The 22387-nt window shown below is 58.5% G+C and carries 18 protein-coding genes, 1 tRNA gene and 2 pseudogenes; 16 read left to right on the forward strand and 5 right to left on the reverse strand.

Annotated elements, in window-relative coordinates; translation table 11 throughout:
• Positions 1–235: 235 nt before the first annotated feature.
• The 3 genes and pseudogenes from AC0V6K_RS08195 to purU all read left to right on the forward strand — a co-directional run.
• Positions 236–1060, forward strand: a pseudogene (locus AC0V6K_RS08195) (sensor domain-containing diguanylate cyclase); the annotation flags it as partial.
• A gap of 141 nt (positions 1061–1201) precedes the next feature.
• Complete coding sequence (gene purT, locus AC0V6K_RS08200; RefSeq protein ID WP_472626080.1) at positions 1202–2392, forward strand: formate-dependent phosphoribosylglycinamide formyltransferase; 1191 nt, start codon at positions 1202–1204, stop codon at positions 2390–2392.
• The gene (purU, locus tag AC0V6K_RS08205; protein ID WP_472621172.1) at positions 2389–3243 is read left to right on the forward strand and encodes a formyltetrahydrofolate deformylase; all 855 of its coding nucleotides are present in this window, start codon (positions 2389–2391) and stop codon (positions 3241–3243) included. Before purT ends, purU begins: the two co-directional genes overlap by 4 nt.
• 9 nt (positions 3244–3252) lie before the next feature.
• On the opposite strand, the gene AC0V6K_RS08210 is transcribed toward purU, so the two are convergent.
• Both AC0V6K_RS08210 and AC0V6K_RS08215 read right to left on the reverse strand, forming a co-directional pair.
• Entirely contained in the window at positions 3253–4374 is a 1122-nt protein-coding gene (locus tag AC0V6K_RS08210; protein WP_472621174.1) for a WD40/YVTN/BNR-like repeat-containing protein, read from the reverse strand.
• A gap of 26 nt (positions 4375–4400) precedes the next feature.
• Complete coding sequence (locus AC0V6K_RS08215; protein WP_472621176.1) at positions 4401–6566, reverse strand: PQQ-dependent dehydrogenase, methanol/ethanol family; 2166 nt, start codon at positions 6564–6566, stop codon at positions 4401–4403.
• A 123-nt stretch (positions 6567–6689) separates the two neighbouring features.
• Here AC0V6K_RS08215 and AC0V6K_RS08220 point away from each other — a divergent pair, with 123 nt between their 5' ends.
• Both AC0V6K_RS08220 and AC0V6K_RS08225 read left to right on the forward strand, forming a co-directional pair.
• Complete coding sequence (locus AC0V6K_RS08220) at positions 6690–7139, forward strand: dienelactone hydrolase family protein (protein WP_472621178.1); 450 nt, start codon at positions 6690–6692, stop codon at positions 7137–7139.
• Positions 7140–7239: 100 nt separating this feature from the next.
• Positions 7240–8118: a dienelactone hydrolase family protein gene (locus AC0V6K_RS08225; RefSeq protein ID WP_472621180.1), complete on the forward strand. Its 879-nt coding sequence runs from the start codon at positions 7240–7242 to the stop codon at positions 8116–8118.
• Between the two features lie 12 nt (positions 8119–8130).
• On the opposite strand, the gene AC0V6K_RS08230 is transcribed toward AC0V6K_RS08225, so the two are convergent.
• Entirely contained in the window at positions 8131–9096 is a 966-nt protein-coding gene (locus tag AC0V6K_RS08230; protein ID WP_472621182.1) for a complex I NDUFA9 subunit family protein, read from the reverse strand.
• A 208-nt stretch (positions 9097–9304) separates the two neighbouring features.
• Here AC0V6K_RS08230 and AC0V6K_RS08235 point away from each other — a divergent pair.
• Positions 9305–9391 (forward strand) — tRNA-Leu (locus tag AC0V6K_RS08235).
• Between the two features lie 166 nt (positions 9392–9557).
• Complete coding sequence (locus AC0V6K_RS08240; RefSeq protein WP_472621184.1) at positions 9558–10775, forward strand: tyrosine-type recombinase/integrase; 1218 nt, start codon at positions 9558–9560, stop codon at positions 10773–10775.
• Positions 10776–10800: 25 nt separating this feature from the next.
• Here the strand turns inward: AC0V6K_RS08240 and AC0V6K_RS08245 are convergent, their stop codons facing one another.
• A complete protein-coding gene (locus AC0V6K_RS08245; protein ID WP_379553727.1) occupies positions 10801–11373 on the reverse strand; it encodes a transglycosylase SLT domain-containing protein in 573 nt (190 codons plus the stop codon).
• 139 nt (positions 11374–11512) lie between these two features.
• Between AC0V6K_RS08245 and AC0V6K_RS08250 the strand changes: the two genes are divergently transcribed.
• From AC0V6K_RS08250 to AC0V6K_RS08275, 6 genes and pseudogenes are all read left to right on the forward strand, one after another.
• A complete protein-coding gene (locus tag AC0V6K_RS08250; RefSeq protein ID WP_486172605.1) occupies positions 11513–12427 on the forward strand; it encodes a DUF7146 domain-containing protein in 915 nt (304 codons plus the stop codon).
• 69 nt (positions 12428–12496) lie between these two features.
• Positions 12497–14468 (forward strand): annotated as a pseudogene (locus AC0V6K_RS08255) (ParB/RepB/Spo0J family partition protein).
• A 170-nt stretch (positions 14469–14638) separates the two neighbouring features.
• A complete protein-coding gene (locus tag AC0V6K_RS08260) occupies positions 14639–15568 on the forward strand; it encodes an ArdC family protein (RefSeq protein ID WP_472621188.1) in 930 nt (309 codons plus the stop codon).
• Positions 15569–15934: 366 nt separating this feature from the next.
• On the forward strand, positions 15935–16867 hold the full coding sequence (locus AC0V6K_RS08265; RefSeq protein WP_472621190.1) for a DUF2493 domain-containing protein: 933 nt from the start codon (positions 15935–15937) through the stop codon (positions 16865–16867).
• A gap of 332 nt (positions 16868–17199) precedes the next feature.
• Entirely contained in the window at positions 17200–17469 is a 270-nt protein-coding gene (locus AC0V6K_RS08270) for a hypothetical protein (protein ID WP_472621192.1), read from the forward strand.
• Between the two features lie 279 nt (positions 17470–17748).
• Entirely contained in the window at positions 17749–18147 is a 399-nt protein-coding gene (locus tag AC0V6K_RS08275) for a single-stranded DNA-binding protein (protein WP_298336026.1), read from the forward strand.
• Positions 18148–18216: 69 nt separating this feature from the next.
• On the opposite strand, the gene AC0V6K_RS08280 is transcribed toward AC0V6K_RS08275, so the two are convergent.
• Positions 18217–18477: a DUF6437 family protein gene (locus AC0V6K_RS08280; protein ID WP_472621194.1), complete on the reverse strand. Its 261-nt coding sequence runs from the start codon at positions 18475–18477 to the stop codon at positions 18217–18219.
• A gap of 344 nt (positions 18478–18821) precedes the next feature.
• Between AC0V6K_RS08280 and AC0V6K_RS08285 the strand changes: the two genes are divergently transcribed.
• The 3 genes from AC0V6K_RS08285 to AC0V6K_RS08295 all read left to right on the forward strand — a co-directional run bounded on the left by AC0V6K_RS08285 (position 18822) and on the right by AC0V6K_RS08295 (position 22361).
• Positions 18822–19043 carry a hypothetical protein gene (locus tag AC0V6K_RS08285; RefSeq protein ID WP_472621196.1) on the forward strand — a complete coding sequence of 74 codons (222 nt, stop codon included), beginning with the start codon at positions 18822–18824 and terminating at the stop codon, positions 19041–19043.
• Between the two features lie 671 nt (positions 19044–19714).
• A complete protein-coding gene (locus AC0V6K_RS08290; RefSeq protein ID WP_472621198.1) occupies positions 19715–20044 on the forward strand; it encodes a hypothetical protein in 330 nt (109 codons plus the stop codon).
• Entirely contained in the window at positions 20034–22361 is a 2328-nt protein-coding gene (locus AC0V6K_RS08295; protein WP_472621200.1) for a type IV secretion system DNA-binding domain-containing protein, read from the forward strand. The genes AC0V6K_RS08290 and AC0V6K_RS08295 overlap by 11 nt, the downstream gene beginning before the upstream one ends.
• Positions 22362–22387 lie beyond the last annotated feature (26 nt).

Below are 22387 nucleotides of genomic sequence, written 5' to 3' on the forward strand. Positions count from 1 at the left end.
CGTGACAATAACTATAAAAAATCGCCGATTATGGTAAATAAAAATGTGAGCGATTCGAAAATTAGGCGCTTTAACTAAAACAATTAGTCTGAGCTAAAAGAATTACAGTATCATTTGTAATTTGGCAGATATTGTTAGTCTGAAACTAATATATCGATCTGATCGGTCACAAGGGGAGCAATTAAGCCGGGGGCCAATCGGCATGACAGTAGGTTTTAATGATATGAATCGTGCGATGCTGCACGATCTCTTGGAGCACGTGACAGGCGATATCATCGTTCGGCTCAACCCTCAGGGGTTTATTGTCCATGCATCCGAGGACCTTTCAAGCCTTGGATTCAATCTCACCCAATCACTTTTTGAACCCCACGTTGCGGATCTGGCGGCAAGCGATTTTGCGGGACAGCTCAAACGATATCTTGATGCCGCGCTGAGAACAGATGAACCACAGAGCTGGGTGGAATTTCCCGCCAGCTCTATTGAGCAGGACGCAGAGCAAGACCAAATGCCGAACCGCCAGTGGTTTGCTCTCAGCATTCGCAGGCAGCACGACGCGGATGGTGAGCCAGATGGATGGATAGGACTGTTGCGATCGGTGGATCGGGTCAGAAAGCTGGAAGACCAGCTGTTTGCGAACGCCCTGACAGACCCGATGACCGGTCTCGTTAAACGCAAGGTCTTCCTGCGCCAGGTCGGGGAAGTGCTGGCCGATGGAGAAGGCGGGCACCTGGCCGTATTTGCGATCGACCGTATGCGTGCGCTGTTTATGCAATACGGGCAGCATTCGGCCGATGAGATCAATTGGGGCTTTGCGAAGTACCTGCAATCTATGGCGCTGCCAGGCACCGAGGTGTCTCAGATGGATTTCGAGCGATTTGCCGTCATCTTGCCCGGCATCAAGGCAAAGGCTGCCACCGCATGGGCCAACGACCTTGTCAGCACTTTCGCGTCTCTATCGCTTTCATCGCCAGGCAAAGCCCCCGTGCTGTCGGCGAGCGCCGGTCTTGCCGAGATTGCCTCGTCAGTGGAGTGGACCATGAAGCAAGCTGAGCTGGCACTGATCATGGCGCGCGCTGGGGAGGGAATCGGGCGAAGTTGGGCGAGGGGCCGCTCACTTCAAGCCCGCCTCCGTTTGCCGGGCAAGACGTGCTCACTAACGAGTGGCTTGGAGTTCAACCACTGCGGCGCTAGAGCGCTGCGTATGGCTCATATTGCAACTATTCTGCTGCTCGGCTCGGGTGAGTTGGGACGCGAATTCGTTATCTCGGCAAAGCGGCTTGGCGCGCGCGTGATCGCTTGCGACGCCTATCCAAACGCGCCCGCGATGCAATTGGCCGATGGGTTTGAGGTGTTCTCGATGCTGGATGGCGAGGCGCTGCAGCGCGTCGTTGAAACGCACAAGCCCGACTACATCGTGCCCGAAATCGAAGCGATCCGGACCGAAGTTCTCGCGGAACTGGAATCGGACGGGTTCAATGTGGTGCCATCGGCCCGCGCGACACAGCTGACCATGAACCGCGATGCCATCCGCGATCTGGCGGCGGGTGAATTGGGACTGGTTACTTCGCGCTACCGCTATGCCGAGAATTTCGAGCAGGTGCAGGCTGCCGCGCAGCATTCCGGTTTCCCTTGCGTGATCAAGCCGGTCATGTCCTCATCGGGCAAGGGCCAAAGCAAAGTCGACAATGCAGAGGGACTGCAAGAGGCATGGGACTATGCTGTCGCCAATATGCGCGGCGACCGGGCGCGAGTAATTGTCGAGCAGTTCATCGACTTCGACTACGAGATCACGCTGCTGACTGTGCGCCACGCGGGCGGGATTACCTTCTGCCCGCCCATCGGGCACCGTCAGGAGCGCGGCGATTATCAGGAAAGCTGGCAACCCGCGGCCATGAGCGGCAGCGCACTGCAAGCGGCCAAAGATATGGCGGCGAAAGTCGTTGATGCCTTGAAAGGCGACGGGAAAGGCTGGGGCCTCTTCGGCGTCGAGTTCTTCGTGCGCGGCGATGAGGTGATCTTTTCAGAACTAAGCCCGAGGCCACATGACACCGGTATGGTGACGCTGGCGGGACAACAGCTCAACGAATTCGATCTGCATGCCCGAGCGATTATGGGCCTTGCCGTTCCTGACACCATAGAAGCAACACCCTCTGCCTCTGCCGTGGTCCTTGCAGACCGCGACAGCGAGGACTTCGTGTTTGCAGGGCTGGGCGATGCTCTCACCGTCAGCGAAGCGGTTGATGTTCGGGTCTTTGGCAAGCCAACGACGCGGCCCTATCGCCGGATGGGTGTGGCCTTGGCAACAGCCGCCAACACCGATGAAGCGCGAGCCCTCGCCAAGCAGGCGGCTGACCACGTCACGATCCAATACAAGGACGCTAAGGAGCGATGAGCAACCCCTTTGTTCTGGTGCTTGATTGCCCTGACCGACCCGGCATCACCGCGCGCGCAACCGGCTTTCTGTTCGAGCGTGGGTGCAACATTCTCGATGCGCAGCAATTCCGCGATCCAACATCGGACCGCTTCTTTATGCGCATCTCCTTTGATCCACTGGGCACACAGGCGGACGAATTGCGGGCCAGCTTCGCGAAGCTTGCGGGCGAATATGCGATGGATTGGAAGATCGTCTCACAAGATCGCCCGCGCCGCGTGATCATCATGGTGTCGAAGACCGACCATTGTCTCGTCGATCTGCTCTATCGCTGGCGCACGGGCGAGCTCAACATTGATCCGGTCGCGATTGTTTCAAACCATCCACGCGATGTGGCGATCCGGACCGATATTGGAGACATCCCGTTCCACCATGTGCCGGTTACGCCGGAGACCAAGCCCGAGGCCGAGGCACGCGTGCGAGAGATTGCGGAAGCGACCGAGGCCGAACTGGTGGTCTTGGCGCGCTACATGCAGATTTTCTCTGACGACCAGAGCGCCCATTTCGCGGGGCGTTGCATCAACATCCACCACTCATTCCTGCCCGGCTTTAAGGGTGCCAAACCCTATCACCAAGCGCATGCGCGCGGCGTGAAGATCATCGGCGCGACGGCCCATTTCGTGACCGCCGACCTGGATGAAGGGCCGATCATCTTTCAGGATGTGGAGCGCATAACCCACGCGGACAGCCCGAGCGATCTGGTCCGCAAAGGACGCGATATCGAACGCCGAGTTCTGGCCGAGGCCGTGCGGATGTTTGCGGACGAGCGGGTATTCATGAACGGCAGCCGGACGGTGGTTTTCCGGGGCTGATTTCACGCGTCACTGCGAGAAGGAAAGTGCCTGCACCTGTGTGCCGATTGCGAAGATCTTGCCGCCATTGTCGCTGCGGACGACGTCAAACTTGTTCGCCGCGCGCGCAATAGGTGCGCGGGTCCAGGTCTTGCCTCCATCCAATGTCGCGTAGCCGCCTGCCATGGTGCCGACAAAGCCGATCTCCGGGGTGATGAAACCAACCCCGAATTGCCGTGCTCCGGCGTTTTGCGCGATTTCGATCTCTCGCCATGTCTTGCCACGATCGTCGCTGCGTATCACCAGCTGCGTCGCGCGTTCGGGATCATAGGATTGGACCGTTGCGTAGCCGGTGTCGCTGCCTTCGGGAAAGCTTGCTTTCCAGATCAGCTCGAACTTGCGGCCCGAGCGGTAAACCTCTGTCCAAGTCTCACCACCGTCTTCAGTGCGCAACACCAGTCCTTCGGCTTTGGCAGAATTGCGGTCGGTCGAAGCAAAGACCAAACCAACATTCTCGTCAAAGAACTTGATGTCGAGGATCATCGCGGCGTTCGGGGCCATGTCGATCATGGACCAGTTTTCTCCGCCATCCACAGAACGAAGGATACCGGTTGGCCCGCCCACGCGTCCCGCAGCATGGATTACGGTGCGCGGAACAAGCTCTCCTTGATAGATGCGCTGTGTCTCGAGCACATCGATTGCGCAAACACCTTTGATTGTCGCGTCTCCGGTATCGATCGCCTCCCACGAAACGCCTCCATCGCTGGTCCGGTAGAGCGGCGTTTCGTCAGTCACACCGGGGTAATAATCAGTACCGACATTTCCGATGAAGCCATTCTTCCGGTCCAGAAATGCGACGGCGCGCACAAATGTACCCGGGCGGCTGGCAACCTTTTCCCAAGTTACGCCTGCGTCGGATGTGCGGAACAGATCGCCAGCTCCGGTGCCGTACCAGCCATGGGTCTCGTCAACGAAGCTGACTGAATCGCGTTTGCCGCGATAGGCCGCAGTCTCGAATGTCTGCCACTCACCCAGCGTTGGCGGAGACTGTGGCACCGTCGTGGCCGCGGTGGATGTGGTGTCCGCCACCGGAGCACAGGCACTCAACGCAGCACCGGTCAATGCCGCGGCGGCAAATGTCAGCGATCTCATGGATCCGATTTCCTTTTTCTAGGAAATTACCTTCGCGCGACTTTGCCACCATTTTCAAGCACTTTATCCTCGTTTGCCCGCTGGATGACATAAGCACGGATCGCCTCGATCTCGTCTTTGCTCAGAGAGCCTTCGAAGCCGACCATGCCGTTGTCTTTGAGGATGCCATCATGGACGACCGCCATCCAGCTTGCCGCATTGCTTAGCGTTCCAGAGCGACGCAAGTCAGGCAGGACGGTTGATCCCACTGCCCCTGGCGCGTGGCAGACGGCGCAGTAGCGCGCATACTTGCCCTTACCCAGCGCAATGGTTTCTGTCGAAGCGCGGCTTGGCGGTGGATCGAGCGGAAGGCTGGCAAGCACTTTCTCTGCAGGCAATTGGCCATCGGCGCCGAGCTTGAACACCAGCAGACGCGAGACATTGCGCACCGGCCCCTGCGAATTCACGAGGTGCCCGTCTGCAGTCAACGCATAGGCGCCGCCCCATCCGGCCAGAACCGCGACATATTGCTCACCATCGACCGTATAAGTGATCGGCGGTGCGACAATTCCGGTCTGTGCGCCAAAGCTCCAGAGCTTCTCTCCATTCGCCGCGTTGTAAGCGGCAAACTCGCTTCCCGAATTGCCCTGAAATACCAGATTGCCTCCGGTCGCGAGCAATCCGCCATTCCACGGTCCCGGGAATTCGACGGTCCAGCGCGCTTCCTGCTTCACCGGATCCCACGCCATCAGCTTACCTTTGACGGTGCCATAGACCTGTTTGCGGAAGCCGAGATCGGGCGGCAAATCGCCTGCACCAAGATCGAATCCTACATTGAACCCCCGCTTGGGATCGGGCTTCCAATCAGCCTCAGGTGTGTAAACGGTCGCCGCTTCGAAGGCGGGAATGTAGACCAGCCCTTCGCCTGGATGGAACGCCATCGGGTGCCAGTTATGCCCGCCCAAAGGTCCCGGCATCACCAGTGCTGGTTGCCCTGTCTCATCGATCCGCGTTTCCGGGTTAAAGATCGGACGTCCATCTTCCTCGAACCCGGAGGCCCAATTCTGCGGGATGTATTCTTTGGCGCTGATGAACTCGCCGGTCTCACGGTCTAGCACATAGAAGAAACCATTCTTGGGTGCCTGCATCAGCACCTGACGGTCCTTCCCGTCGATCTCCATATCGGCGAGGATGATGTGCTGGGTGGCCGTGTAATCCCATGTCTCGCCCGGCGTTGTTTGATAGTGCCAAACGTACTCGCCGGTATCAGGGCGGATCGCGACGATGCTGGATAGGTAGAGGTTGTCACCTTCCCCTTTGCCGTCTTCTCCCGGAGAGCGGTAAGCACGGTTCCATGGCGAACCGTTGCCGACACCGAAGTAAAGCAGGTTGAGATCGGGATCGTAGGCCATCGAGTCCCACACGGTCCCGCCGCCACCAATGGCGTCAGAGGAGGCAAGCACCTCTGTGTTCCAGGTCTCGGCGGCTTTCTTGAGGTGGCCAGGCGCATCGTCGCCTTCCTTGCCGTCGGGCACGGTGTAGAACTTCCATACCTCTTCACCGTTATCGGCATCGTAGGCCGCAACGTAGCCCCGTACGCCAAACTCCGCGCCGCCATTGCCGATGATGACCTTGCCGTCGATGACGCGCGGTGCGCCGGTGACGGTGTAGCTTTGCTCTTGGTCGACAGTGACCTTTTCCCAATTCACCTCACCGCTTTCGCGATCAAGCGAAACAAGCCGCCCGTCGAGTGTGCCGAGGAACAGCGAGCTTCCCCACGCGGCCAGCCCGCGATTGACCACGTCACAGCAGGCTTTGACGCCGGTCTCTCCAGGAACTTCAGGATCGTATTCCCACAGCGGCTCACCTGTCGCGGCATCAAAGGCGTAGACCTTGCTCCACGCGGTGGTGAGGTACATCTTCCCGTCCATCACCAGCGGGGTCGCTTCTTGCCCGCGCGCGGTGTCCATATCGGCAAACCACGCCAGCCCCATATCGCCGACATTCTCGGCATTGATCTTCGCCAGCGGTGAGTAACGTTGCTCGGAATAGGTGCGGCCGTGGGTGATCCAGTTCGCGTCATCCTCGCCAGCGGCGACCAAAGCAGCACCATCAATTCCATCGCCGCTGTCTGATCCAAGCATGTCGCTGCACGATGTCAAACCAAGCACAACAAAGGCGTATGCGGGCAGGGCCCAACGCAACTTTCTCATCAATGTCTCTCCCTTGGCGGCATTCTTGCCGTTGTGATGCGCGCTTGTCCAATCCCTAAAAGTGTGCCTATTGTGCAGCAGGAGCAAAGTTGCCTTTCGCAGGCAGATACTAGGGGACATCGAATGCGCGAAGAATCGAAGACGGAAAAGTCACTGTCACGGCGTCAGTTCGGCACCGTTGCAGGTGTTGCTGCCGTTGCTGCTGGAACACCCGGCGTGGCGATGGCCGCTGGTAAATCCAGCGCTGAGGTGACGGAACGCGCGATATCGCTCGCAACGCCGAAGGGCTCTGTGGGTGGTTTCTTTGTTCACCCGGCGAAAGGCACGCATCCGGGCGTCGTCGCATGGCGCGGAGAGAGCGGTTTGAATATGACAAGCCGCAATGAGGCGCGCCGCCTCGCAAAGCAAGGCTATTCGGTTCTGGTACTGGATCGCGACAGCGCTGATCCCGCCCCCATTGAAAGCGATGCAGTTGGTGCAGTTGCGTGGATGGAAGCGCAGACTAGCGTTGATGAAAAGCGCGTCGGCACCCCCGAATGGGCGCAAATGCGTCTGGAAACTGCGCGCGCTTGATTGCTGCCTTTAACGGCGCAACATCTCTGGGAACGTCATCCGAAGGCTCGGGTTTCATAATTATCCGTGCGATGACGCATGCCTAAGGGAGTGAACCGCCATGTGTGACGAAAAGCAGCTCAAATCCTGGGCACGCGATGCGTTAAACCGTCGCCAATTCGGCGTTGTTGCTGGAGCGGGCGCGATTGCAGCCTGCGCGCCTTCCGGCACCCTTGCCGATGATGGGGCAGATTCGACATCCGGATTGATGGAGACAAAAGTCACGTTCGATTCTGCCGACGGGACCATGGATGGCCTTTTCATCCATCCCGCGAACGGCAAGCATCCGGCGGTTATCTTCTGGCCCGACATTGCGGGCATCCGCGAAAGCAAACGCGCTATGGCTCGGCGGCTTGCAGGAGAGGGCTACGCGGTCTTGGTCCTCAACCCCTACTACCGCGATGTCGCGGGCGAGCAGTTTGCTGACTTCAAGGCATTCATCGATGCCGATGGTTTTCAGAAAGTACGCCCATGGCGTAGCAAATTCGATGCAGATAGCGTGGCGATCGATGCGAAGACGGCAGTCGCATGGCTTGATCAGCAGGACGCTGTAGACACGTCCAAAGGCATCGGCGCGCAAGGATACTGCATGACCGGATCCTTCGCCGTCTGGGCCGCCACCGCCGTGCCGGGCCGGATCAAAGGGGCGGCGAGCTTCCATGGCGGACGGCTGGTGCAGGACAATCCGAAAAGCCCCCACAATCTACTGGTGAATGCTTCAGGCACCTTCCTTATCGCCGTTGCCAAGAACGATGACGAGCGTGCGCCGGAGGTGAAGGTCAAGTTCGGCGAGGCAGCGGAAGCCGCCGGTCGCGATGCGATGATCAAGGTTTATGAAGGCAATCACGGCTGGACCGTTCCCGACAGCCCTGCTTTCGACAAAGAGGCAGGCGATCTCGCTTTCGCAGACCTGCTCAGCCTCTACAAAAACGCGCTTTGAGTTAAGGCTGGCTCAGCCGAGGCCATGATCCTTGGCGCGCTCATTGCTCGCGCCAAAGCGTCCAAACTTGCGGAAACGCTCCATCCATTTGTCGAGGAACAGGCCGAGCGGTTTGGGATCAATGCCCAAGTCCGCAAAGGTGCGGTGCTCGCCTGAGACAAGGCTTCCGGGCTTTAAGAGCTTCCACTGATCGCGGCTCATCGGGGTCAGCGGCATGGCAGCAAAGGTGGCCGACACGCCATCCGGCATCGCGAGGAAGCGCCGCTTGCGGCCCTGCGCCTTGGCAATCCGTTGGTTGATGTCCATCATGCTCAGCTGCTCAGGGCCACCGAGTTCGTAGATGTACCCGCCATGCTCGACTGGGTTTTCAAGCGCGACTGCAATCGCCTCGGCCACATCATCGACATAGACGAGCTGCAGCTTGGCCTCAGGACCGAACACCGGGAGTACCGGCAACATCTCGATCATTTGGCCGAACATGTTGAGGAAGTTGTCGTCCTTCCCGAAAACGATCGAAGGGCGCAGTATCGTTGCGCTTGAAAACGCTTCCATGACCCGCTGCTCACCCAACGCTTTGCCTTTCGCATAACCCGTGCTGGATTCTGCATCGGCACCAATTGCGCTGACATGCACAAACGCTTTCACACCATTGTTGCGCGCAATCGCAGCCATGTGGCCGGGCGCTTCACCCATCAGTTCCTCAAGGTCGCCCGAGAAGGCCCCGACCAGGTTCACCACATAATCGGCGCCGTGCATCGCCGCGCGCAGGCTCTCTTCCCTGGTGATGTCACAGCGGGCAAACTGCAGCTGCCCCAGATTGGCGAGCGGCTTGAGCACATGGCCCTTCTCTGGATTGCGGCTCGCGATGCGCAAGCGCGCGCCCCGCTTGAGCAGATCTTGCGCGACATAATTGCCAATATAGCCGCCGCCACCAAAGACAGTGACGAGCTTGTCAGCGAGCGGAGAGGTCTTGGTCATGTTCCGATTGATCCCTTGGGAAGCATGGTTGGCAAGCATTGGTTTGGGTGCGCAATGAAAGAATGCGCGCCATTGAGCAAGCGTTCCGATCAAATGTGGCAAGGAAGTTTGCAAGACGTGCACTCGAATCGTTGACGCAGCCCCCCACGCTCGCTATCTGCCCGCGCCTACCCAGCGGTGACCACAGTAAGTCAGCCGCGAACGATGTGCCCAGATGGCGGAATTGGTAGACGCGCCGTCTTCAGGTGGCGGTGGGGGCAACCCCGTGGAGGTTCGAGTCCTCTTCTGGGCACCATTTGTTCTTCCCTTGTTCTCTCAGATAATCTATAAAAACCGCAGAAATCCAAGGGGTTTGGCCCTTGGATCGTTCCGGATCGTCCCACCTGTTCTCGGCCGATCCAGACATTTTTGCGGGCCTTTTGTGGGCCTTTTGCAAAAGGCCCAAATGAAAAGGCCCACACATGCCTCTGACGGATACCAGACTCCGAGCCCTCAAACCGAAGGCAAAGCCTTACAAGGTCGCTGACGAGCGTGGCCTATATATCGAGGTCACACCCGCTGGTGGCAAACATTGGCGGTTTCGATATCGAATTGGAAAAGCGCAAAAGAAGGTGTCGCTCGGCGGCTACCCTGTGGTTAGCCTCAAGGATGCGCGAGAAGCAGCAATGGAAGCGAGGCAGACCATAGCTTCTGGCGGCGACCCAGCGGTGGAGAAGCGCAAACAGAAGATTAGGGATGAGTTTCTTTCGGCGAGTACTTTCGAGGCGGTCGCCCGCGAGTACATAGAGCAGATCATGGTTCAGAATGGCCGCGCTGAAGCGACTATCGTCAAGGCGAACTACTTTCTTGATAAGCTGACACCAGCGATCGGAAATCGGCCGATCCACGAGATCGAACCTTTCGAAGTGCTCGCGCCTTTGAAGCGTCTTGAAGCTACTGGGAAGCACGAGACGGCAAAAAAATGTCGATCATTTGCAGGACGGGTATTTCGGTATGGGGTGGCGACAACTCGGTGCAAATCTGATCCAACTTCGCTGTTGAAGGGAGCGCTCATCACGCCAAAGCCGACGCACTACGCCGCCATTCTTGATCCAGAGAAGCTAGGCGGGCTGTTGAGAGCTATCGACGACTTTGAAGGTTACGCTCTCACAAAGTTTGCGTTGAAGATTGCCCCGCATGTTTTTGTGCGTCCTGGTGAACTGAGGCATGCTGATTGGGCGGAGTTTGACCTTGATGAAGGCGTCTGGCGGATCCCAGCAGGCAAGATGAAAGCGCGGCGCGCGCACGCGGTTCCGCTCTCAAAGCAGGTCATCAGCCTTTTCGAAGAGCTCGGCACCATGATGGGTAAATCAGGTTATGTGTTTCCATCAGCCCGGTCCGGTCTACGTCCCATGAGTGAAAACGCTTTGAACGCAGCCTTTAGAAGGATGGGGTTTAGCAAGGAGGAGGTCACCGCGCATGGGTTGAGGGCGACCGCATCCACCCTGCTCAATGAAAGCGGAAAATGGAGCTCAGACGCGATTGAGCGCGCGCTTGCGCACGGAGACAGTAATGCGATCCGCGGTGTTTATCATCGAGGTAAGCACTGGTCTGAGCGCGTAAAGATGTCGCAGTGGTGGAGTGACTATCTTGATAGCCTCAAGTTGGGCGGTGACTTGGTATTTCTGAAAGCGAGCTAACTCTTGAGCTTCTTCAAGATCGCGCTCATTGTTTGGCGTATGCCATCCATCGCCGGATAACGTTTCTCACATATCCTGGGGTTTCTCGATTTTTCGGAATGCCTCCTGCTCGCGATACGGCACCTGGGCCAGCATTGTAGGCTGCCAATGCGAGATGGATCGCACCGAACTGATCGAGCATCTGCCGCAAATATCTTGCGCCGCCATCGATGTTTTGAGCGGGGTCATGCCGATTGGTAACCCCGAGCTCCCGTGCTGTTGCTGGCATGAGCTGGGCTAATCCAGCCGCCCCTGCTGGGCTGATTGCCATCGGATTGAACCGTGATTCTTGCCAGACTAACGCTTGGAGGAGCCTTGGCGGCAAGCGGTGACGAGCTTCTGCTTGACGGATCAGAGGCTCGTAGAGCGCCTCTTTGAAGCTTCGTTCAATCTGCGATTTCTGACTTCTAGGATCGTATTGAACGTCCGCTCGTCGGTCTGACGCGCTTTCAACCGACCCCATAACGTGATCGAAAATCTGGAATTCTTGCGCGATGGCGCAGCTTGGGACTGCCAGTCCTAGCGTACCTATCCCGATCGCTATTTTCGAGCTTTTCACTGCGCAATCTCTCAATCTTGATAATTCTGGCGTGAGAACATATTATGAACGTATGGGTGTAGGAAACCATATGATTGGTTGCACCAACAAGAGGAGAGGGAAGCGACAGAAGGGGCAATTGAGCAACTAAGGAGCTCGCATGTCCTTTTCGAATTCCCATCAGTCTCGCGCGTCGTTTGAGGAAACCGCTCGCAAGCTCTGCGAGAGCCGCGGCGGGAAGTGGTCTGGCACCAAGGGCATGGCCCGTTGTCCAGCGCACGATGACCGCACGCCTTCGCTCGGTGTCACGCTTGGCCGAAAGGCGATCCTCCTACATTGTTTCGCAGGGTGTGATCAGGCGAGCGTGCTCGCTGCCCTCGCCCGTGAAGGGATCGAGACCTCAGCTCTATTCTCAGGTTCTTCTGACGAATTTCCGTTCCAGCCGAGCTATTCCAGCAAGCCATCAGCTGCAGCACTCCGCATCTGGCGCGATGCCCGACCGCTGCAGCGAAGTCCTGCCAAGGCATATCTCGACGAGCGCGGCATCCTCGCAACCTCCCATGCGCTGAGGTTTCATCCGCGCACACCGCTTGGACCGAAAGGTCGCGCGCGCTTTTTGCCGGCGATGATCGCTTCGGTCAGCCTCGACGAGGGGCCGATTGCCGTTCACCGGACTTTCCTGTCGCATTCCGGCAATACGCAGGCATCGTTTGCCAAGCCGAAACGTGCTCTGGGGTCTCTCGGCAAGGCGGCAGTCCGTCTGTTCGCACCCGCCGAGGGAAGGCTTGGTCTCGCCGAAGGCATTGAAAGCGCGATGTCGGCCTATGCGCTTACCGGGATCCCAACATGGGCAACGCTTGGCAATGAACGCTTCGGCCTGGTTGCCATCCCCGAGAGCGTGAGCGAGCTACATCTCTTCGTCGATCACGACGCAGGTGGAGAACTCGCGGCAACTCGCGGACTGGAAGCCTACGTTTCACCCAATCGCAAAATCCTGATCCGCAAGGTCAGATCGCGAGGCGAAGACTGGAACGATGAACTGCAGACGTGGCTGCTCCGAAAGAGCAAAACTTAGAGGAGAGAGAGCTCCTGGGTCTTTGGCCGCACGGTTGTCGTGAGGCGCAACAAAGACAGGAGACTACTCATGATCCAATCCATTCCTCTCAAGAAACTAATCTCAAGCCCTCGCAACGTACGCAAAACAACCGACGTTCTTGCCGATTTGCAATTGCGGGCTGATATCGCGGCACGCGGGCTTCTCCAAAATCTGGTAGTTCGCAAAGCCACCCGAGGGAAATTTGAAGTCGAAGCTGGCGGGCGCCGCCTCGCTGCATTGCAAGCGTTGGTCGAGGAAGGCACGCTTCCCAAGAACCATGAAGTCACTTGCCTTGTCATCGAAGGTGAGGAAAGCGAAGTGCGCGAAGCGAGCCTTGCCGAGAACTTCCAGCGCCTCGCAATGAACCCGGCCGACGAGGCGCAGGCTTTCGCTGCGATTGTCGAGGCGGGAGCTAGCACCCAAGACGTGGCTCGCCGGTTCGGTCTCACAGTCCGCTTTGTCGAGGGCCGTCTGCGCTTGGCGGGCCTCGCACCTTGTGTCTTCGAAGCGCTCGCCGAAGGCGCGATCACGCTCGATATGGCCAAGGCCTATGGAGCGATCTCAGACATTGACCGCCAAGCACACGTCTATGCCGAACTGCAGGACGCCTGGTACCAGGTCACGCCTGACACGATCCGTCGCATGGTGCTCGATGCCACTGTTCGTGGCTCCGATCCGCGCGCGGTTCTGGTCGGGCGCGAGGCCTACCTCGCAGCAGGTGGTCGGATCGAACGCGAACTCTTCGACGACGAAGCCAGCGAAAGCTGGATCGATGTCGCGCTGCTCGAAGACCTTGCCCAGAAAGCGATGGATGACGCTGCGAAGAGGGTCGCTGAAGAACACGGACTTGCCTGGGTGCGACCCACGCTTGGCAACTATGTAAGCCACGATCTCGTCGAGGGCCTCAATCGGCTTCCATGCGAACCGGCTCCGCTCAGTGAGCAGGAAGCCCGCGAGCTCAGCGACCTTGAAGCCGACTACGACCGGACAGCGGCCATCCTCGAGGATGAGGACAGCGACGAAAGCGAGATCGCCAAGGCGGAAGAAGAGCTGGTCTCGATCGACCGCGCGATGCGCGATCTGCACGATCGTCCGCCAGTGCTTGCCGACGAGCTAAAGTCAGAGGCTGGAGCGTTCCTTGTGCTCTCACGGAATGGCGAACCTGCAATGGTGCCGCAGTTTTACACTGATGCTGAAGTCATCGACACTGATGACGGAGCTGTCGAACCGGTGGATGCAGGTGCTGATACCAAGCGCAAGAGCGGGGCGCTTTCGCAGCGTCTGCTCGACGAGCTCGCGATGCAGCGTCGCGATATCCTGGCGATCCACCTGGCCAACGATCCTGCGCTCGCGCTTGATTTCATGGTCTTCACGCTCGCAGATGCTGATGGGCATGACTGGCGCGCGAAAAAGGCGTCGACGCTCGTCGGCTCGGTCGCATCGGGGCCGGTGGCCGGATTCGAGGCGAAGGATGCCCCCGCAAGTGCTGCGCTCGCCGAGTTCGCCGCTTCGCTCGACGAGAGCTGGCGCGCCGGCGAGACTGACGTCGAACGGTTCGAACGCTTCCGCGCATTGAGCGATGAAGCACGTTCGGCCTGGCTCGGCCATGTCGTATCCCGCACACTGGTCGCGAGCCTTGCCTGCGAAGGCGATCGCTCGGCGCCGCTGCACGAGATACTCGGGTCGCTGCTCGAGATCGAAACCGCGCATTGGTGGCGGCCGACGGCGGCGAACTTCTTCGATCGTGTGGCCAAGGCGCGCACGCTTGAAGCGCTCGACGCTGCAGGCGGTCCCGAACTCGTCAGCCGCTATGCAGGTTCGAAGAAGGCAGAACTAGCGAGCGCAGCCGAGGCGTATCATCTCCGGCAATTTCATTGGCGAAGCGGATGTGAAGGCGCGCGCGGGAGCGTGGGTGCCCGAGATCATGTGCTTCGGTTCTCCTGAGGAACCGGTCGAGGATGAAACTGCGGCCCCGGTTGAGGACGAGACCGCGAACGAAATTGCCGAGCAGGCTGCCTGACCCCTCCTGACAGGTCCAGGTGACTCGGCGGGCGGTCCGTCCCTCTCGGGATGGGCCGCCTTATTCGCGTTTCCGTCCGAAGGTCGCCTACGATGGTGAGTCTTAGAGGGGAGGACGCTTTGTTCATCCTGAACCCGGACACGTCCGTTCCGGCGATCAGGAGACCATCGATGACAAAGTCCCGCCGCACTGCTTCAGTTTCTCCAGCTGCGCGTATCACCGCCGCCATTATCGAAAAGCTAGAGCAAGGCACCAAGCCTTGGGTCAAGCCGTGGCGTGGCTTGCCGCTTTCTCGCCCGCTGCGATCATGCGGGACGCCGTATCGCGGCATGAATACCTTCTGGCTCTGGATGGTTGCTGATGCCTGCGGCTACGCCTCACCATACTGGATGACATATCGCCAGTGCCAGAAACTCGGCGGCCAAGTCCGCAAAGGCGAAAAATCGACCATCGCGATTTTCTACAAAAGCTACACCAATGAAGTCGAAAACGCTGAAGGTAGGCAGGATACGGAGAGCCGGCGCGTGCTGAAGGCCTATTCAGTCTTCAATGCCGACCAGTGCGATGGCCTCCCCGAATTCTACCATCCCAAGCCACTGGTTGCCGCGCTTGAGCCCGAAGGCCGCGAGGAGCGGCTAGATGCATTCTTCGCTGAGATCGACGCAGAGCTACGCCATCACGGCGCGCAAGCCTACTACGAGCCACTGCGTGATCGCGTCACCATGCCGCCAGCCGAACTCTTCGAAGCCTATGACCATTACTATGCAACACTTGCGCATGAGCTGTCGCACTGGACTGGACATTCTTCGCGACTCGATCGAGGCCTCAAGAACCGCTTCGGCAGTGATGCCTATGCCGTCGAAGAACTTATCGCCGAGCTGTCCTCCGCCATTCTTGGTGCCGAGTTGGGATTGCCCGTCTCGCATCTCGATCATCATGCTAGCTACATCGCGTCCTGGCTCAAGATCCTTAAACAGGACGATCGCGCGATCCTGACCGCGGCCGCAAAGGCCGAGGAGGCAGCCACCTTGCTGCTCGAAATGGGCGGTCACCAATCGAGTGCCACTGAGGGTGATGTCGAACTTTCTGACGCGGCCTGAATAAGAGACTTAACTTGAGCAACTCTGTCAGCCAGCCCGCACGTACTGGCACTTGCCTTCACACCGAGTCAGTTCGGTCTGGCGGAGCGCTCCCGAACCGATCCTGGATCACTCCCAGACAACTCCTGCGCCAATCTGACACGATCCCGCACAGCCTGTTCGCTGGTCCTCGTGCCCTGGACCGGTCAGGTCCCACAGCAACCCGCGCAAGGCTGCGGCCCGAGTGGCCCGCGCCAGCCTTGCCTTGCGGGGTTTCCCGCTGACGCGGTGCGGTGGTCTCTTATCCCGGTCCTTCTCGGGCACGGCGAACAGGCCCGAGCGGAAATCCCTCTGCCGGCATTCGCCGGTCTCAGGAGGACTACAGATATGTATGACAGTTTCGCCACCCAGCTTGCCGGCCTCGATCTATCCGGCTTCTCGATCACGCCTGCCCCTTTCAACGAATGCGACTTCCCTTGCGAGGATGCCATGTCTCACACGCTCGGAGCAGTTTGGTCGGATCTCTTCGCGCTGTTTGCCGACACCGCGCTCGAGGCCGATGCCGAGGATCTCGCCTGGGGCTTCGTCAATCTCTTTCACCGTGCAGCTAGCCGCAAATCGACCCAGGTGGATCGGGCTTCGGATGAAATCCGCGCCCTATTGGCATCCGCCGACGGGTCCGAAGTGCATTCATCGAACCTCGAGGAACAGACCCTGCGTGCCCAGTCTGCTGAAGCCAGCATGCAGGTGTTCGAGCAGTTGCGTGAGGTTGCAGCAGGTCTCTATCGCGACGAAACCGGTTCCTCGTGGAAGCCCGTATCGGGATCGCGTGCGCGCCACTCGAAGAACATGACATCGGCCGTGATTGATGCCCGCGACTTTTTGCGCGTACGCAAGGAGCGTCGTCAGGCTGCACATTCTCCCGAGGGTACTCCGGTGGTCTTTGCCGGTGGTCGCAACCGTTTCGAATGCGAGGCCGACGCCAAGACTTACGCGGCGAACATCTGGGCTACACTCGACAGGGTGCGCGAGGTCGTTCCTGACATGTTTCTCGTACACGGCGGCGACGGCAAAGGAGCCGATAGACTGGCTGCATCCTGGGCTGAGCGTCACGAAGTCCAGCAACTGACGTTCGGCCTTGAGCGCCGCCTCGGGGCTCGAGCAGGGTTCAAGCGCAACGAGCAAATGCTCGGTCTTAACCCTCGCTACGTGGTGGCATTTCTAGGCAATGGCGTGACAGAGCGCCTGGTGATCGAGGCCAAGAAGCAGCGCATCACGGTTGTTGATCGTCGCGGGCCACTGGGCTGCTGTCCCGGGTGAACGCGCAACGTTCGCTGGGCGTTTTCGCGATTGCGCTCCCGGTCCCCAGACAAAAGGGCGGCCCCATTTGGAGCCGCCCATAAGGAGAGAACTCATTGCATTACTGCTCCAAGCCCTTTGGGTCGCAATGGCTAAATAGCACCGAACGCAACCAAGTCGATTGTAGGGTTACGACAGGCCCGAATAGATACGCTTTGGAACAAGGCTATTGCTCATCCCAAGTGACCTGAGCGCCTGTGCAACCTTGTCGTTGGGGAGGGACACTTTTGCTGGTTTCTGGGGTGCGGCACTTATCGTTCCCGCATCAGGTTTTCCATTGTACAAGAGCGATCATGCAACTCGATGATCTCCTCCTTCGCTACTTTGCCTCGACAAATCTGGCTGAGATAGCACCCGACACTTTGGCGGCCGGGATCGAGCATTGCCGGGTCGACCTCGGTCTCGAGCAAGACAGGGGCAAGCGCTTTGCACTGTGGTCGTTCCTGCACATGTGCGGCTCCGCCCCCGACCTCGACGTGGCGTTTGAGAGCGAGGAAGACCGGGAAGCAGCTCGCAACTTCATGGATCTCCTGGCGGCATCGGAGGGCGATGGAGCAGGCTGATTGCAGCAGGGTCTTGGCACCTTCAGACCCGCACCCGATACCCATCCGGCTTTCTTCGCGAACAGTCCTGAACCAGGTCAGCCGAGGACGACAACCCGTTCCTTTCCGGCCGTGTTGGCAGCTGCGCTGCCTGCCCGCACCACCCGTCATGAACAGGTTTCCCTTGACCCCCAGACGATGTCTGTTGGCCTGTGGTGCAGTCCTCCCATGCCCTGCTTCTTTCAGATGTTCGCAAGCCGGAGATGGTCTCCGGTTTGAGGAACTGAAGGAACTTACATCATGACCAATATTGCAATCCTCACTGGCCGCATCGCACGCGATCCGGACACCCGCGAAACCAAGGGCGGCACCAACGTTACCGGGATCACCGTCGTGACCGATCGCCCCGCACGCGACAAGGACGGCAAGACCTACAAGGACGAAAACGGCTACACCGCCAAGGAAAGCGAGTTCCACCGTGTGACCTGCTTCAATGGCCTCGCCAAGACAGTCGGACAGTTCTGCTCCAAGGGCCAGCTGGTTTCCGTCCAAGGCCGCATCCACTACACCCAATGGGAAGACAAGGACGGGGTTACACGCTACGGCACAGAGATCCTCGCAGACAAGGTCGACTTCCTCTCAAGGGGCAATGGCTCCGGCGAGAACGACGAGAACAAGGATGCTCCCGAAATCGACTGATCTCAGCCATCCAGCCTCCCAAGAAAGGGCTCTGTCCAAACCGGATAGGGCCCTTTCTCGTATTCACTATCAGTGGCTTTGAGCTGTGCGTGATGCGGAGGATTGCTTTTGAACAAGCCGCTTTATGGCTTCCTCTTCGCCGAGTTTTCCGAGCTCATTTGCAACTTCGGATAGGCCCCTCTTTGAGAAGGTTTCTAACCCCGTTCCAAGAATAACCTGGCCCAGTTCAATGGCAGCCTGTTTCTCGAGTTCTTTCTGACGTTGGTCGAGTGCCAGCCTGTCGGCCTCCAGTTTCTGGAGTGCGGCTACAGCGCTTCGTTTCGATGGCATTGAGGATACTTCTTTCTTCCCCTCCGATGACCCTCTCCTCGGCTGACGTGGACTATCACCCGTCCTGTAGGAAAGCGATTTCCCCCTTGGTCTTCGCGAACACCTGAGATCGAACGGGAGGGGAGTCTGGCTCACGGACTTTCAAGGATGATGGGCGTGCAGCTGGCGCGTCAAGGACGGCGGGGCCCCACCATTTTGCCGTCCCTTCGCTTCGCTGCAGTCCGACAAAATCGTTGCCCCCACCGCCGCTTGGCGGTCGCCCGGACGGGCGATCCCTGACCCGCCGACCGAACACCCATCCGCCTGCCTGCTGTCGTCTTACCGACAGATATCAGGAGGCTTTTATGACTGCACTTGCATCGTTTCAATCAAACTCGAACAGCTACTTCGAAGCACTGGCCACTGCCGAACGGCGAGCCTTGCACAGCTTCTTCGACCAGCACGTCGTGGAAGATAATGACCTAGGATACTTCGCCCTGGACGAGGGTGACTACAACGCCTTGCCGGCGCATCTGGCCAGCCGGGTTGTGCACACGGTGCACGGCGCAATGCTCGACGAGTTCTGAACGACCGATGGGGCGGGAGCCGGTGACGGTTCCTGCCCCTTTTTTGTGTTCGCTGCTGGAAGAAGAGAGAGTGATGAGGAGCGGGGCTGGTGACGCGCTCGGTCCCGCACCACCTGCGGCGGCGCTCCTGCGGGCGCAGCGTATTTGGTCCGGGCCCCGCAAGCACTCCTGAGCGCCAACGGGTGGAAGCGGCGCGAGGCTGACGGGAGCGACAAACCCCGCTCCCTTATCTCGCACGCGCTTCTTTTGCCGTCAGCTTATCAGGGGTGCGTCTTGGTTGGGATGCTTGCTTCCGAACTGGCGCTTGCGGTTCGCTTCAGCGTTCCGGGCTGTTGCTTTCGCTCGATTGGCACGGACGCCAATGCCCGTTCAAAACCCATTCCCTGTCGTTTCTGGACTTAGACCTCACAGTGGGAAAACGGTAGCACACCGTACGCAGCGGGGCTGGCAAGTAAGATCATGAAGTTTATCATGAATTTGGTCTTGTCCACTTCTGTGCCAGTCGTGTGCCAATGGCTTTATCGACTGTGCCAGAGTGTGCTGAATTCACTTAGCACATTGAATTTCTTTCCTAATTTTTCGGTTTCCTACACCCTATTGCTCGTGCCAGAGTGGCACTCGCTTTTCCGAAGAGTGAACCAGGTTCTTTTTAGCAAAAGGAACTTGGATTCATGCAAAGACATCATCGTTTTGTGACCTATGTCACGCCTCTCATTGCCGAGTGGATTAAAGCTCAGGCCGATGAGCGGCGGGTAAGTTCAAGCATCGTGATTGGCGATTGCATTTTTGATGCCTGGCAGCGTGACACCCAAGCCGATTTGAGGACGCCAGGGACCGATCCGGTTCGCCAGAACATCTTCATCACCGTAGCTTTGGATGCGCTGCTCACGCACCATTCTGTGCCCAATCTGCGCGAGCAGACGGTGGCGGCCTATCAGCGCCGGCTAGAGCGTTTGGGGCTCGTTGCGCCGCGCCCGCAAGGGGGCCACGATGAAGCATAAACTCGTCAACTTCACTCGCGGAAGCCAGCTCCTTGGGCACTTTGGTTTCATGTTTGCAGCCGGGCTCAAGGGTCCGCTCATCATCACACTGCTGGTGATTCTAGGACTGATCTATTGGGAGGTAACAAGCAGCCTCAATGACCACCAAACCTACCTCGTCTGGATGCACATCTACTCATCCTTTTATGCGTTTATGGAGTTCGATCCTGACAAGCTTGTGAACCTCACCTTGGCTGATGGAAGCATCGTCGCGTTCCCGATCAGTGTAGTCACAGAATACCCGCCCATGAAAGAGGCAATGACCGCATTTGAGGGGGCGGTTGAGGCTGCGCTTGTCACCTCGGCGTGGGGTCTTGTTCCTGCCTTCATTGCCTTTTGGTGGGTTGCTGAACACTTCGGTTGGCGCTCCAAGCAAAGGAAGCATGTGCGCGGCGCATCGCTCGCAAGCCTTGCTGAACTGGAAGGCGAAATCGACGATCACAATCGCCATGAGCGCGCCCGCGAATATGGCAGCAATTTGGGATGGAGGTGGCGGCTTGCAGGCAGCAGCGCGCTCGCTTCAGCCGGTCTCTATAGTCCCGCGCACCTTGCAGGCGTGAGCTGGCCTTGGCGTAAAGAGCAAAGCCACACCATGCTGGTCGGCACGACAGGCACGGGCAAAACGGTCGCCCTTTTCGAGCTCCTTTCCGAAATCAGACAAAGAGGCGAACGTGCGGTCATTTTCGACCTGACCGGCGCCTTTATCGAAACCTTCTTCGATCCCGAACGCGATATCATTTTGAACCCATTGGATACACGCTGCCCAAGCTGGAGCGTCTTCGATGATTGCACATCGCGCGCGGAGTTTCATGCAGCAGCGGAGTCGCTTGTGCCCCATGATGGAGGCGGCTCGGAACAGTTTTGGGTGCTCGCTGCGCGAACCCTATTTGTTGAAACATGTATCAAGCTGAAAGAAGCAGGGCGCGGAACCAATGCCGCGCTTGCCGATGAATTGATGAATGCAGATCTCTCGGATCTGCACCGCCTGGTAGAGGACACAATGGCTGGACCGATCAGCACGCCGGCCGCTGCTCGCATGGCGGAATCGGTCCGCGCCGTCTTCAATGTGAACGCAAAAGCGATGCAAATGCTGCCTCAATCAGGGGACGCTTTTTCGGTGCGGCAGTGGGTGACTGGCGAAGGAAAACCGGGCTCCTTTCTGTTCCTATCCGCGCGCTATGTAGACATGAGCGTGCTCTCACAATTGCTGACGCTGTGGCTTGATACAGCGATCAACACGTTGATGACGGGTCGCCGGACGCGTGACCTGCAACTGTGGTTTCTGATTGATGAGCTCGGCGCGCTTCACCGCCTGCCGTCGCTCGAAAAAGGTCTGCAGACTGCGCGCAACTTTGGCGGTGCTATCGTCACAGGCGTCCATACCTTCGCCAAGCTCAAGGAGGTCTACGGCGAGAACATGGCAATGACCTTGTCCTCACTTGCCAGGACCAAACTCATCCTCGCCACTGCCGATCGTGAGACCGCCACATGGTGCTCCGACATTATCGGCCACCGCGAGGTTCGCGAGATGGAAGAAGGGTACAGCTATGGCTACAACAATGCGCGCGATGCGGTTAGTCTGACGCCGCGTCGGCAGGTGGTTCCGCTGCTTTTGCCGGATGAGTTTATGGGCCTTCCGAGCCTTGAGGGCTTCATCAAATTCCCTGATGGATTTCCGGCGGCGCCTGTCTCTTTGCAACCCCGAGATTGGCCGCGCCGGGTCGAAGGCTTTATCCCACACGAGGATGCCAAAGGACCGACGTCAAAGGCAAAGGCTGAAACTCTCAAGGAAGGCGAGGAGACTTCCGAGGCTACGGCGAATAAGAGCGGAGAGGAAGGAGAAGACGGCGGCGATCCGCGCAAGATGAAGGAAGCCACGGATCGCAAGCGTGAGCCAGCGAAGCGTCCCAAAGCGCAGTCTCGCGCGCGTGACAAGAAGGTAAAGACTGACAAGCAAGAACGTTCGAATTCTCGCTCTAAGACAACCCTCAAACAAGCTGTTGAAGCCCCGTTCAAAAGCGAAAGAGCGGCCTCTTTGGGCAAAGTACAAGGCGAGCTCCCGCTTAGGGAGCACCAAGTCGATGAGCGTGTATCAGACGCTCTGAAGAAGGCTTCGCCTCGCACTGATCGGCCCGATCCTGACGCCGCGCAGCGTGAAGGTGAGCAACGCGCCAAGACGGATAAGACGCTTCAAGAAGAGCAGCAGCGCTCGCTCCTGGGCGGCGCGGCACGCGAAGACTATGACCACGATCTCGGCGACTTCGACGCTGAGATGTGATTACCATCATCGGGGAGGACTGAGGG

This window comes from Erythrobacter sp. S43 (genome assembly GCF_057364955.1).

Bases quoted from the DNA above. Each gene is read 5' to 3' on its own strand.
- purT (WP_472626080.1), top strand. From the start codon at position 1,202: ATGGCTCATATTGCAACTATTCTGCTGCTCGGCTCGGGTGAGTTGGGA.
- AC0V6K_RS08210 (WP_472621174.1), bottom strand. From the start codon at position 4,374: ATGAGATCGCTGACATTTGCCGCCGCGGCATTGACCGGTGCTGCGTTG.
- AC0V6K_RS08290 (WP_472621198.1), top strand. From the start codon at position 19,715: ATGCAAAGACATCATCGTTTTGTGACCTATGTCACGCCTCTCATTGCC.
- AC0V6K_RS08220 (WP_472621178.1), top strand. From the start codon at position 6,690: ATGCGCGAAGAATCGAAGACGGAAAAGTCACTGTCACGGCGTCAGTTC.
- AC0V6K_RS08250 (WP_486172605.1), top strand. From the start codon at position 11,513: ATGTCCTTTTCGAATTCCCATCAGTCTCGCGCGTCGTTTGAGGAAACC.
- AC0V6K_RS08275 (WP_298336026.1), top strand. From the start codon at position 17,749: ATGACCAATATTGCAATCCTCACTGGCCGCATCGCACGCGATCCGGAC.
- purU (WP_472621172.1), top strand. From the start codon at position 2,389: ATGAGCAACCCCTTTGTTCTGGTGCTTGATTGCCCTGACCGACCCGGC.
- AC0V6K_RS08240 (WP_472621184.1), top strand. From the start codon at position 9,558: ATGCCTCTGACGGATACCAGACTCCGAGCCCTCAAACCGAAGGCAAAG.
- AC0V6K_RS08280 (WP_472621194.1), bottom strand. From the start codon at position 18,477: ATGCCATCGAAACGAAGCGCTGTAGCCGCACTCCAGAAACTGGAGGCC.
- AC0V6K_RS08265 (WP_472621190.1), top strand. From the start codon at position 15,935: ATGTATGACAGTTTCGCCACCCAGCTTGCCGGCCTCGATCTATCCGGC.
- AC0V6K_RS08225 (WP_472621180.1), top strand. From the start codon at position 7,240: ATGTGTGACGAAAAGCAGCTCAAATCCTGGGCACGCGATGCGTTAAAC.
- AC0V6K_RS08230 (WP_472621182.1), bottom strand. From the start codon at position 9,096: ATGACCAAGACCTCTCCGCTCGCTGACAAGCTCGTCACTGTCTTTGGT.
- AC0V6K_RS08215 (WP_472621176.1), bottom strand. From the start codon at position 6,566: ATGAGAAAGTTGCGTTGGGCCCTGCCCGCATACGCCTTTGTTGTGCTT.
- AC0V6K_RS08285 (WP_472621196.1), top strand. From the start codon at position 18,822: ATGACTGCACTTGCATCGTTTCAATCAAACTCGAACAGCTACTTCGAA.
- AC0V6K_RS08270 (WP_472621192.1), top strand. From the start codon at position 17,200: ATGCAACTCGATGATCTCCTCCTTCGCTACTTTGCCTCGACAAATCTG.
- AC0V6K_RS08260 (WP_472621188.1), top strand. From the start codon at position 14,639: ATGACAAAGTCCCGCCGCACTGCTTCAGTTTCTCCAGCTGCGCGTATC.
- AC0V6K_RS08295 (WP_472621200.1), top strand. From the start codon at position 20,034: ATGAAGCATAAACTCGTCAACTTCACTCGCGGAAGCCAGCTCCTTGGG.